This window comes from Nostoc sp., from assembly GCF_036917575.1.
In the GTDB taxonomy this organism is placed as follows: Bacteria; Cyanobacteriota; Cyanobacteriia; order Cyanobacteriales; family Nostocaceae; genus Nostoc.
In genome coordinates this window covers 219,482-231,350 of the sequence record NZ_JBALDC010000072.1, presented here as the reverse complement: position 1 = coordinate 231,350, position 11,869 = coordinate 219,482, and the positions used below count along the sequence as shown (strand labels likewise).

General features: G+C 41.6%; 12 protein-coding genes and 1 tRNA gene. 6 read left to right on the top strand and 7 right to left on the bottom strand.

All coding sequences use genetic code 11. The features are described from left to right. Positions 1–284: 284 nt before the first annotated feature. A tRNA-Ala gene (locus tag V7K79_RS22020) sits at positions 285–357 on the bottom strand. A gap of 504 nt (positions 358–861) precedes the next feature. Continuing rightward, the gene (pirA, locus tag V7K79_RS22015) at positions 862–1,017 is read right to left on the bottom strand and encodes an arginine synthesis PII-interacting regulator PirA (RefSeq protein ID WP_334825987.1); all 156 of its coding nucleotides are present in this window, start codon (positions 1,015–1,017) and stop codon (positions 862–864) included. A 109-nt stretch (positions 1,018–1,126) separates the two neighbouring features. Between pirA and V7K79_RS22010 the strand changes: the two genes are divergently transcribed. From V7K79_RS22010 to V7K79_RS22000, 3 genes are all read left to right on the top strand, one after another. Next, positions 1,127–1,930, top strand: a complete 804-nt coding sequence (locus V7K79_RS22010; protein ID WP_335050388.1) for an SAM hydrolase/SAM-dependent halogenase family protein — start codon at positions 1,127–1,129, stop codon at positions 1,928–1,930. 329 nt (positions 1,931–2,259) lie between these two features. Further along, a complete protein-coding gene (locus tag V7K79_RS22005) occupies positions 2,260–2,916 on the top strand; it encodes a DUF2301 domain-containing membrane protein (protein ID WP_335050386.1) in 657 nt (218 codons plus the stop codon). After that, on the top strand, positions 2,916–3,605 hold the full coding sequence (locus tag V7K79_RS22000) for a YdcF family protein (protein ID WP_335050384.1): 690 nt from the start codon (positions 2,916–2,918) through the stop codon (positions 3,603–3,605). Before V7K79_RS22005 ends, V7K79_RS22000 begins: the two co-directional genes overlap by 1 nt. A 102-nt stretch (positions 3,606–3,707) precedes the next feature. Here the strand turns inward: V7K79_RS22000 and V7K79_RS21995 are convergent, their stop codons facing one another. Both V7K79_RS21995 and V7K79_RS21990 read right to left on the bottom strand, forming a co-directional pair. Further along, complete coding sequence (locus V7K79_RS21995; protein WP_335050381.1) at positions 3,708–4,757, bottom strand: alpha/beta hydrolase; 1,050 nt, start codon at positions 4,755–4,757, stop codon at positions 3,708–3,710. A 132-nt stretch (positions 4,758–4,889) separates the two neighbouring features. Then, positions 4,890–5,108 (bottom strand): hypothetical protein, encoded by a 219-nt coding sequence (locus V7K79_RS21990; RefSeq protein WP_335050379.1) that lies wholly within the window; start codon positions 5,106–5,108, stop codon positions 4,890–4,892. Here V7K79_RS21990 and dprA point away from each other — a divergent pair. Next, positions 5,090–6,205 carry a DNA-processing protein DprA gene (dprA, locus tag V7K79_RS21985; RefSeq protein ID WP_335050377.1) on the top strand — a complete coding sequence of 372 codons (1,116 nt, stop codon included), beginning with the start codon at positions 5,090–5,092 and terminating at the stop codon, positions 6,203–6,205. The two genes, V7K79_RS21990 and dprA, sit on opposite strands and share 19 nt — an antisense overlap. A 15-nt stretch (positions 6,206–6,220) precedes the next feature. On the opposite strand, the gene V7K79_RS21980 is transcribed toward dprA, so the two are convergent. The 3 genes from V7K79_RS21980 to V7K79_RS21970 all read right to left on the bottom strand — a co-directional run bounded on the left by V7K79_RS21980 (position 6,221) and on the right by V7K79_RS21970 (position 9,848). Continuing rightward, on the bottom strand, positions 6,221–7,783 hold the full coding sequence (locus tag V7K79_RS21980) for a serine hydrolase (protein ID WP_335050375.1): 1,563 nt from the start codon (positions 7,781–7,783) through the stop codon (positions 6,221–6,223). A gap of 175 nt (positions 7,784–7,958) precedes the next feature. Continuing rightward, the gene (locus tag V7K79_RS21975) at positions 7,959–8,699 is read right to left on the bottom strand and encodes an RNA methyltransferase (protein ID WP_335050373.1); all 741 of its coding nucleotides are present in this window, start codon (positions 8,697–8,699) and stop codon (positions 7,959–7,961) included. A gap of 261 nt (positions 8,700–8,960) precedes the next feature. Beyond that, complete coding sequence (locus V7K79_RS21970) at positions 8,961–9,848, bottom strand: VOC family protein (RefSeq protein WP_335050371.1); 888 nt, start codon at positions 9,846–9,848, stop codon at positions 8,961–8,963. Positions 9,849–9,984: 136 nt separating this feature from the next. Here V7K79_RS21970 and V7K79_RS21965 point away from each other — a divergent pair, with 136 nt between their 5' ends. Beyond that, entirely contained in the window at positions 9,985–10,977 is a 993-nt protein-coding gene (locus V7K79_RS21965; protein WP_335050369.1) for an ABC transporter ATP-binding protein, read from the top strand. Next, positions 10,974–11,792, top strand: a complete 819-nt coding sequence (locus V7K79_RS21960; protein ID WP_335050367.1) for an ABC transporter permease — start codon at positions 10,974–10,976, stop codon at positions 11,790–11,792. Before V7K79_RS21965 ends, V7K79_RS21960 begins: the two co-directional genes overlap by 4 nt. Positions 11,793–11,869: the final 77 nt, after the last annotated feature.

The following is an 11,869-nucleotide window of genomic DNA, read 5'->3' as shown; positions in this document are numbered from 1 at the left end:
TGGCAAACTTGGGACACTCTTCGTCCCTGCGGTGATTAAATTTCCTCGGTTCTGGCTTTGATGAGGAGAAAATAGTTCGCGAATGACATACGCAAACTATTATTTGTTTGTTTTATGCAAAATGCAAGAATACTTAAGATACATAGAAGTCTGTACAGCATTGCAAGAGATACAATGCCAATTAGGCAAATGCTAACTTAAATTTGCTTCGAGCCAAGTGACCTTTTTGGACAACTAGTGCTTATTGTCGCAATGACAGGTTTTGAGTAGGTAGGTTTTAATAATGGAGCTAAGCGGATTCGAACCGCTGACCCCCTCAATGCCATTGAGGTGCGCTACCAACTGCGCTATAACCCCAGAACCCTTACTTGATAAGCTTTTTAAGCTTACTAATTAGTCATATAAATTGTACTACCTTAACTATTATGCAATTTTATGCAACTTAAGTCAAGATAACTATATTAAGTTATATACCATTTGTAGTACAACTTAATGTAGATAGATTGCGACAGATGTTGCCGTCTTCGGCTGTAGGCATGAAACACACAGGACTACGCAGCTTGGACGGCGATCGCTTATGGCACAGAAAAACAATAGCTATTTAGTAGTACATATATATTGCTATAAGATTAAGCATGGATGCAACATACTCATAAGCGAACAATGACTGACAGAATTTGAGTTAGGTTGATGTTTGTTTGTGGGAAAAGATGTGCAAAAGGGTGAAGATGGGATTAGGGAGTGGAATAATTCAATTAATTGCAAAACACTCTCAGAGCGAAACTGCCAGCAAACCCTCTAAAAAGAAAAAACCCGCCGTAGCGGGTTACACAACAAAACTATGAACAATGAAAACTTGATTTAGCTGGAATACCTCATTTCAGCTTCGAGTTGACGAATTAGCTGTTCGTCGCCTTTTGCTCTAGCTATTTCCAAGCGATGCTCTAGGCTTTTTTGAATATTGGCTCTGTGAGCTTCTCGTGATTTGCTTATGCTTTGTAGTCTATTTTGATTCATAGCGATTACCTGGTTTAATCTTTAAATTTATATCTTGTATTCTTAACATAACACACATTTTGTAGTTTTTGCTACAGAAATTATATTGTTTATATAGATATACCAAAATATGTCTAATAACCGGATAGATGGACAAGCACTCGTGACCTTACTGAGCGATTTCGGCGATCGCGATGTTTATGTAGGCATAATGAAGGGGGTTATAGCCCAAATCAACTCTAAACTGACGGTGGTAGACTTAACGCACCAAATTCCGCCGCAAGACATCGCCGCAGCCAGGTTTAGCCTGATGAATGCTTATAGCCATTTTCCAATTGGGACAGTGCATCTGGCAGTAGTAGATCCAGGTGTGGGAAGCAAGCGACGGGCGATCGCAGTAGAATTTACTCAAGGGTTTTTGGTCGGGCCAGATAATGGTATATTCAGCGGCGTACTCAGTCAAAGTCTGGCGATCGCAGCCGTCGAACTTACAAATCTTAATTATTGGCGAACTCCTGAACCAAGCAAGACTTTTCACGGTAGGGATATCTTTGCACCAGTGGCGGCTCATCTTGCTAGTGGTGTGCCTCTCAAACAGCTAGGACAAGAAATCGATTTAGTAAGTTTGGCAAAGCTGGATATAGGTGACTGCAAGCAGACAACCATTGGTGTAGTGGGTTGCATTCAATATATTGACCACTTCGGTAACCTAGTGAGTAACATTCCAGCGAGTTACGTGCAAGGCAAAATTTGGTATGTGCAAGTTACTGGATTGAGTGTACCAAGCTACGAAACTTACAGTGAGGTCAAAGTGGGAGAAATAATAGCTTTAGTTGGCAGTCACGGCTGGGTAGAAATTGCCATTAATTGCGGACATGCTGGCTCACAATTACAGATTAATTTACAAGATGCGCTAGAAGTCTTGTTTTTTTAAGAAAATCAGACAAGTGAATATTGCTAAAGTTAAGACAGTTAAAAATTACTAGGCTGCAAAATGCCTGTTGGTGATTTATGAAAAAGACAAAAAAGGGGAAAATCTATAGATATAAAATGGAGTGTGGACACTGTACACTACCTAAAAACAGGCATTTGAACTCACTGGAGATAGTGTGAATCTGACAAAATTTCCAGAAAGCAACTGCTAAAAGACGTAAGTTTAGTAATGGTGACATCAACTTCGCCTTATTGCTCATAATAATAAAAGTAACCTTTAAGCAATTTCCCGTTGTACTCTACTAGAGAATCATAATTATATTTTTATCTATGACTACACAAACACTCTCTGCACCAGAAGTTTATCAAGGTCAGTTTGGAGAATTTACAATTACTCAGAGCGATCGCACTGGCGTAATTATCTATCGCGCTGGGTTAATGGTAGCAGCACTGAGCTTTGCCATCGGCAGCGTTTTAGTTTTACTCAACAATAATCCAAGTGTTGTAACTGCACTTACACCTTTATATGCTTGTTTTAGTCTCGCTCTTGGTGTAAGTTTATTTACTATTCATATTTACATGGCATCATTGCACCGAACATTGCAAGTTTTTTGGGCGATCGGTAGTATCGCATCAGTAATTCTGGCAATCACTAGTAGTGAACCTTTAGCTCTTGCTGTTTACAATCAGCCGATTACTTTATTTGGAGTTGGTTTTATTTTTGTAGCTCTGACAGGTATTTATTTTAAAGAGGCTTTTTGCTTCAATCGCCTGGAAACCAAAGTATTAACCCCAATTGTACCGCTATTGTTGTTAGGACATTTAGTGGGAATTTTACCAACTCAGGCAGAAAGTATTTTATTAGGAACTTGGGCGATATTATTTTTAGTGTTTGCCTTGCGAAAGACAGTACAAGCAATTCCTGCTGATATTGGAGATAAATCTGTGTTTACCTACTTGAAAGAACAACGTTTAGCTAAGGTTTAATGCAGACAAAAAATCGTCGGTGTCAAAAATTTCCCAAAATCAAACTAACCAAACGCCAAGAAATGTGGACACTTACGGCTCAGGGGTGGGCGATTGCGATCGCTTTGATTGTTTATTTAATATTTTTCATTATTACTCATGTACACTCATTTCTCGCCGTAACTTCCCCGATCGAATCAGCAGAAGTATTAATTGTTGAAGGATGGCTACCAGATTACGCTATAAAAGAAGCTTTGACTGAATTTAAAACCGGTTCTTATCATCAAATAATTACTACCGGAGGCACATTACAAAAAGGAAGTTATCTAACCGGATACAAGAACTTTGCAGACGTGTCAGCAGCCACCTTCATCAAACTCGGTTTAGAAGCAGAAAAAGTAGTAGCTGTTCCCACACCTTTTGTAGTTAAGGATCGTAGTTATGCATCTGCTGCTGAATTTGAGCGTTGGCTATCCAATTCAAATTTAAAGATCGAATCGATTAATCTTTTTTCCTTGGACGTTCATGCCCGTAGGAGCTGGTTTCTTTTTAAAAAAATACTTACTCCTCGAATTAATGTTGGCGTAATTGCCGCTAAAACGCAAGATTATAATCCAAACAAATGGTGGAGTTATAGCGAAGGTGTGCGAACAGTTCTTGATGAAGGCATCGCTTATATTTATGCACGGTTTTTGAGTTGGAAAGCCTAACAGTCGTAATTCGTAATTCGTAATTCGTAATTTATAGCTCCCTAACTTTTAAAATAATTTGGGGAGCTATTAACTAAAGGTTTTATGTTTAATTAAGTTGACCTACTTAGCCAAGATTTGTAATAATGCTTGCCGATAAATTTTCAGACCATCTGCATTCAGATGGTCGCCATCAGTGGTCAAATTTTCTTTAAGAACATTATTTTCATACAATGGTGCTAGTCCTGCTGCGGCAACTGGTACTTTTTCTGTTTCAGCCACTTGATTAATCAGAACATTAATTTGTTCAACTCTAGCAAGTGGGGCTGCTACAGTTGGATCTGAGCTTGCTGCCACTGTCGAGTAAAAAGCCGGAATCAGAAAAATCTCTTTAGTTCCCATTGTGCGAAGAATTGCGATCGCTTCTTGGAGATTTTTGTTAAATAACTCATCACTAATTTTATACAAAGCATCATTTCCACCGATGGCAATAATGGCTTTTTCGCATTTCACCTTGGTAGGAATTAAACTTTTGAGTTGTTCTAGTAACGAGATTGTACTCAGACCATTTAATCCAAAATTAAAAGTACCACTCCCAAGAGTATTGCCAAGTCCAGCCGAAATAGAATCGCCAAATAAGCAACCTGAGAATTGTTTATCCTGAGCAGCGAGTGTTTGATATTGTAGGGCAATTTTTCCTAAAGGCGAAGAACTTACGTCATCTTTCGGCGGCGCATCAGCAGAACCAGAAGAGAAATTTGCCATGCCGACTAGCTTCTGAATTTTTGACACGTCAATAACTAATTGATTACTGGGATAGGCTTGTAGAAAGCTGGCTATTCCTAAACCTTCGGGCGATTTTGCTCCGATGATAATGGCAGATCGTAGCGCTTGTATACTAGCTTGATCGCGACGAGCGATCGCACCAGAAGCAAAAGATAAAATTTGCTTGCCCATTCCTGTATTTATCAGCTTATCTAAAGCCACAATATCAAGCGACATTTTCACCTGAAGGGCTTCTTGAAACTTCTGTTTGTCCTTAGCGCTGAGGTAATGTAGGAAAGATTGCAAATCGCCAGAAACCTTTTGTGTTTCCCCATAGTTGCGTATATCTGCCACCGGGATTGATTGCTCAAACAATCCGTACCTGGCGGTAACTTTTTCAGCTGCCAAACTAGGCAATAAACCAAGGCCACTATGCAGCAGTAAAAATATTAAGCACCCACATAGGCTTATTAGAAGACGATAGAAATATTTCATCACACAAGATAAGAAGATAGATAGTCAATAGTTAATAGTCAAGAGTCAAGGGTCAAAAGTCAAGGGGAATTGGGAAAGAGGAGGCAGATCGCCCAGTGTGTCGTAGAGAAGCAAAAGTTCCTTGTAGAGACGGCGATTTATCGCGTCTCTTGCCTTAACCGCATAGTATTGCCCCCACTCTCCCTCGCCATCAACAGTCAACCTCAATTTGGGAATACTCAATCCAGTGGTGTGAGGATAGAACGGTGGTAGAAGAAAACGCATATTGGCTAGCTTGGGCGCAAATTTCGGGAATTGGGCCAGTATTACTGCGACGGCTGCAACAGCATTTTGGCACGCTGGCAACAGCTTGGAACGCTACTAAGGTACAGTTGGGAGAGGTGGAAGGCTTGGGTTTCCAAACACTAGAAAAAGTAGTACAACAGCGATCGCGTTTGCACCCAGAACAACTATTCACCAAGCACCAGCAGGAAAACTCTCATTTCTGGACACCAGCAGATGCAGATTATCCCCGCTTACTGCTAGAAACTCCCAGTCCACCGCCAATTTTATACTATCGCGGTGAAGTCGAACTTCAAGAAAATCTCGGACAAAAACCAATGGTTGGGATTGTCGGAACCCGTCAACCCTCAGAATATGGTATCCGTTGGACTCGCCAAATTAGTACAGCTTTGGCTAAAAATGGCTTTACAGTCGTTTCTGGGATGGCAGAGGGAATTGACACCGAAAGCCATATCGCCGCGATGAAAGCTGGTGGACGGACGATCGCAGTTTTGGGGACTGGCGTTGATGTAATTTATCCACATAAAAATCGGGATTTGTACAAGCAAATTTTGACGGCTGGGTTAGTCGTAAGTGAGTACCCCACAAAAACCCCACCCGATCGCACTCACTTTCCCCGTCGCAACCGAATTATTGCAGGCTTAAGCCGCGCCATCTTAGTAATAGAAGCGCCATTAAAATCTGGTGCTTTAATAACAGCTACCTACGCAAATGAATTTGGTAGAGATGTCTATGCATTACCTGGAAGACTAGACGATTATCCATCCCAAGGGTGCTTAAAATTACTAAGTCAGGGAGCTTCCTTTATTGTTAAAGAACTAGACGAACTGTTAACAATGTTAGGAGCAATACCACAAATTGATGCAATTGAGGCTTCTACAGCACCAGAACAGTTAATGCCAACTTTATCGCCAGAGTTACAAACAGTAATGAATGCGTTCGCAAGTGAAGCTTTACCCTTCGATTTTATTGTCCAACAAACCGGCATGGCTGCTGGCTTAGTTTCCGGCGTGTTGTTACAGCTGGAACTTATGGGTTTAGTTTCGCAACTACCAGGAATGCGCTATCAAAAAAAGTAATTAAAAAATTCATAATTATCTTGGAGGATAATACTGAGGATTCATTACTGGAGATTGATAACCGCTCGTTGGTACTGTACTTCCCATGCCGTTGGGTACAGGAGTGACAACAGGAGACTGATAAATACTTATGGGCGCAGTGCCTGTTGTACTGTTGGGTAGACCAGGATTCGTAACCTGGGGCTGATAACCATTTGCAGGTACAGTGTTTGTAATGGTATTGGGTGTGACAGGATTTTGACTAAACTCTTGGTAGGCAGCACGAGAAATTGAGCTAATCAACTTTTCCGCACGAGGATCGTTTTCGGGGCGTTGTACCATAACAGAGGCTATGTAGCGCTTGCCAGTTGGAACAACAATTAAACCTGCATCTGCCAACATTGTGCCGATATCACCCGTTTTGTGGTATGCTCTTGCACCTGTTCCCAAACCTGCTGGTAGCAGAGTGTCTTTTTGGGTGCGACGCAAGATATCGAGCATGAGATCGCGTGATGGCATACTGACTAAATTTCCCTGACTCACAATCGCCATCAAATTCCCTAGTTCCTTGGGACTGGTGGTATTTGTGCCTTGTAAATCTGGGAGTTGATTACGAATTGTGGTGGTTGTCAATCCCCAACTACGAAAACGTTGGTTTAAAGCATCGATTCCTCCCAGTCGAGCAATCAGCATATTTGTCGCCGTATTGTCGCTGATTGTAATCATCTTAGTGACGACTTCCAAAGCAGCGTACTGAGTTCCTGGTGGTTTGTATTGCAGATTTCCCGAACCGCCAGCTACCATATCCTGTTGCATGGTCAGCATTTCATCTAGGCGAATTTTTCCCGCATCCACATCCTGGAAAAAGGCAATCAAAATCGGCACTTTAATCGTGCTAGCCGCCGGAAAACTGGTAGAGGCATTGATATCTACATAATTACCAGTATCTAAATCTACTAAGAAAATTCCAGGTGTAAGATTTGGGTTGGTGGCCACCAAATTTTGCACGGCATTTTTCAAAGAGGTAATTTCCTGAGATAGGTATAGACTCGAAGTCGTGCTTGGGGGAGTTTGGGTAGGTTGTGGCTGCGATCGCGCCACATTACTATTAGATTGCGACGCCGAGTTTGTGCTGATGCGATTAGCTGGGTCTAATATTGACAACACCGTGCCCACAATTGCACCCATCCCAATACCCACAATCAATAACCGTAAAACATACAATATGGTTTTGGCCGTTGGCTTTAACCGCGTTTTCCGCGATGAACGCCTACCCATTTTTGGCTTTTCCATCCGTACTGTTTTAACCATCACAGCACCTGGTCGGAAGGCAGGAATTTTTCCCTTGACACTAGGTATTGGTTTTACTGCTGTTGGCATGACTAACCCCGATTTTACCCTACGTGTAGCGCCAGGGATTGAGGGAGGACTGATTTGATTTTTTGGGCGTGTTAGTGCCCCTTCTTTTGCATTTGTAGTTTGCTGCTGGCTGTTAGCTTTAACTTTCTTTACCACTTTTTGAACTTTTTGTGGCTGCTGGCGGCGATTTAAGGGTTGACGCCGCGAGAAAGCTGTTAGTTCGCCACTTGATTCTGACACCGTTACTCCTTGTGACCCACTTGACTGTTTTCTTGCAGACTTTTGACCCCAAACTTAATTTTTAAGCAATATTAATACTCAAATTCCACTTTGCTACTTAGTAGCATTTTTGTGTTTAGTTTAAGCGATATTAATTATTTTGGGGAGATTGATTGCATATATATTAAACGAATAATTACAAGTTTTCACTATTGTTCTGGTTTTTCAGGGCCCATTCTACCTGCTGCAAAATTCCTCGCAGCATGGCTACCTCCCCAGTTTTCAAGTGAGCGCGATTATACAATTGGCGAAATTTTCCCATCCGACTAGCTGCCGTATGGGGATATACATAACCAATTTTCAGTAATAGTGATTCTAATTGCTGGTAGTATCCTTCCACAACTTCTATTGGTGCAAGTTCAGTTTGAGGTAAGGTTTGAATGTCAAGTTTTTGGGCAGATTGTGACAATTCATAACAACAGATTGCTACAGCAGTAGCCAAATTCAGGGCAACATAATCTTGACTTGTGGGAATGCCAACAAACCTCTGGGCATAATTTAATTCTTCATTGCTTAATCCCCGGTCTTCTCTACCAAAAATCAGTGCTGTGGGTTTTTCAGGTTCCTCCAGTAACCAGGGTAGTGCAGTGCGGGGATTTTCTAAGGGTGTTTCCCAACTGCGAACGCGACCAGTGGTAGCGATCGCCCGTACACATCCATGCAATGCTTCTGGTAAGGTCGCCACGAATACCGCAGATTCTAAAATTTCCTGAGCGTGAACAGCCATCATCAAAGCTTCCGTCGATAGTGGATCGCATTGGGGGTTCACTAATACTAAATTATATAGCCCGAAATTTTTCATCACTCTGGCGATCGCGCCGATATTTATCGGTCCAGCTGGTTCTACCAACACAATTCTTAATCCAGCCAAGCCCATTTTTTGCCTCCTGCGATCGCACCAGATAATACTTACAGGCTAATTTTCAGCGTTGTGGTTCTGCTGAAGAGTTTCCTTGAAATCATTTTAGCTGTGTAAGTGAACGCCTGCGTCAGGTCTGAACAGTTCAGCGCAATCTTTGCCGTTGGGCTAGTCGTTCATACCTCAAATGCTATTGACAAGAGGCTTTAAAGACATAAGTTTCTTCAGCGCTGAAGAAACTTATGTCTTCACATATTTAGGTGTTTTTTGCCCATCAACTTATTCCATTAATTCCTTAGGTGGCAATCCGCCCCAGTGAGCCACGGCTTGCGGAGTATCCTTCCATACTTTCGGTTTTTGAGGAAAATCTTCGTGCCAGGGTCGGGGTTCAAAATATCCTACTTCGTTGAGCATGATATCTATTTCGGTAAATAGTTCAACTATGTTTTTGTCAGGATCTTTATGATACGTAGCGATGTTATGTCCGATTCCGTGGCGTACCGGTCCCCAAAGAGGGGTAATGTTATGCTTTGCCAAAAAATCACAAGCAGTTTGCATCTGTGCCCAGTCTCGTAATTGAAAGGCAATATGGAACATTTTTTGCTGTTTAGACTGCAAAAAATTCATAGTATGGTGATCCTGATTGCATCGCATGAAGACAAAGCTATCTTCAAGCCAGTCAGACACGCGGAAGCCTAACATATTCTGATAAAAATCAACACATTTATGGACATCATGCACGTACATGGCGACGTGTCCTAATTTTTCAGGAACGATGCCTGTTTCTCGAAACCCATGAGTGACTTGTTGAATGGTTGAATATAGCTGGAGAGTATGTCCTTCCGGATCGCAAAACTCAAGCAGTTCCGGTATCCCTGGTTGGGCATCTGTTTTTTGCTCTACCTGGATGCCTGCGTCACACAGTTGTTTGGCTGCCTCTTTCAATGTCTGACTACTATCAATTTGAAAAGCAAGGTGATTATGACCGCTTTCTGTAGACGGATAGAGAATGATTGTATGATGATCTACTACACAGCTTAAATAGACGGCTCCATCAGAGCCTCGTTCGGTCAGAGTAAATCCCAGAATTTCTGTATAGTATGCCAGCATAGCTTCTACATCTGGCGTTTGAAATCCAGCATGACCTATCTTTGCTACTTGTACCATTTTTTTATCCTTTGCGTTTACCTCACCGACAGCCTCAAAATAGCTTTATTCACTTGCAGTAAGAGTATTGAAAACTCTTTAGTAGATGTATTCTAAGTAAAAAACACTTCTATAAGCGATAACAGACTAACAAAATATGTCTCACATCCTGGTCGAAAATCTGAGGAAAACTTTCTTTGTGTCTGAACGTTCTTCTGGGCTTTTCGGTTCAATACGAGGGCTTGTGCAGCGAAAAACTAGAGAAGTTTATGCCCTTAAAGGAGTTTCATTTTCCCTGGAGCGGGGAGAACTTGTAGGATACATTGGCCCAAATGGAGCTGGTAAATCGACTACGATTAAAATTTTAAGCGGTATTCTCGTACCTTCCAGTGGAAAATGCCTAATTAGCGGCCGAACTCCTTGGAAAGATCGAATCAAGCACGTTAATCGTATTGGTGTAGTGTTTGGTCAAAGAACGCAACTCTGGTGGGATTTGCCAGTGATTGAGTCTTTCGATTTGCTGCGGGATATTTATCGCGTTCCCCAATCAGAGTATCGCCAGACACGCGAAGAAATGATTGATTTGCTTGGTCTTGAAAGCTTTCTCTCGACTCCCGTGAGGCAATTAAGCCTTGGTCAAAGGATGCGATGTGACTTTGCTGCCGCAATGCTTCACAGACCAGAAATTCTTTTTCTTGATGAACCAACTATTGGGCTTGATGCAGTTTCCAAGCTTGCAGTCAGAAAATTTATCAAAGCGCTGAATAAAACTCATCAAGTAACCACCATCCTGACTACCCATGATATGGATGATATCGAGGCATTGTGCGATCGCATAATTATTATTGGTGGAGGTGAGATCCTTTGTGATGGATCTCTAGCAGCACTGCGTTCTCAGGTTTCCTCGCGTCGGTACTTAAGAATCGATTTAGCTAACGATGATTTCTTTTTTGAAGAAGCAGGAGTCAGTATTATCTCTAAAGAAGGTCGCACCGTAACTCTCGCCTTCGATCCCACAAAGCTTTCTGCTGCGTCTTTGATTAGTCAAGTTACCTCGCTACATGAAGTAGAGGATCTTTTTGTGGAAAATCCACCCATTGAGGAGATAATTGCTGAACTTTATGCAATTTCAGCAGGAATTGTTACATGAAAGCATATTGGTCATTGTTTGTTGCTAGATTTACCCTGCTGTTGCAATACCGTACTGCTGCATTGGCAGGCGTTGTAACTCAGCTTTTTTGGGGGTTCGTGAAAGTAATGGTTTTACAGGCATTCTTTACTAATGCAACCTCTGCTCAACCGATGACTTTTCAACAGGCTGTAGGATATGTGTGGCTGGAACAGGCGTTTCTGATGGCGATTGTCCCTTGGGGAGGTGATAGAGATATTCAAGAACTTATACGATCTGGTGCTGTAGGATACGATCTTCTCCGACCCACAGACCTTTATAATTTTTGGTTTACTCGCGCTTTGGCACTTCGCACAACGCCCCTAATACTTCGTGCTATTCCACTTCTTAGTATCACAATTTTTATTTTTCCCTTTTTAGGGTTTTATGAATGGTCGCTTTCTATTCCACCCTCCTTTACTTCTTTTATTGCCTTTTTTCTCTCTTTTATTGGTGCAATTTTACTTTCATCTGCATTGACAATGCTTTTTACTGTATCAATGATGTGGACAATTTCTGGTGAGGGAATTAATAGTATTTTACCCACTCTTGTGATTGTTTTCTCTGGCATGATTGTTCCTTTGCCACTTTTTCCTGAGTGGAGCAAGCCTTTTTTGAATGTACTTCCTTTTTCAGGACTAATCGACAAACCTTTTCGTCTTTTTACTGGTAATCTTCAAGCAACCGCGCTGCTTAATGTTTTGCTGCATCAAACTTTCTGGATAGTTGTCATTATTATGCTTGGGCGTTTCCTTGTGAAACATGGCATCAGAAAGCTTGTAATTCAAGGGGGATGAGTGAATAATTCGTAATTTTGTCAAGCAGGAAGCTAAATTATATAGATAATTGATTTTAGATAAAAATCACAAAGCGA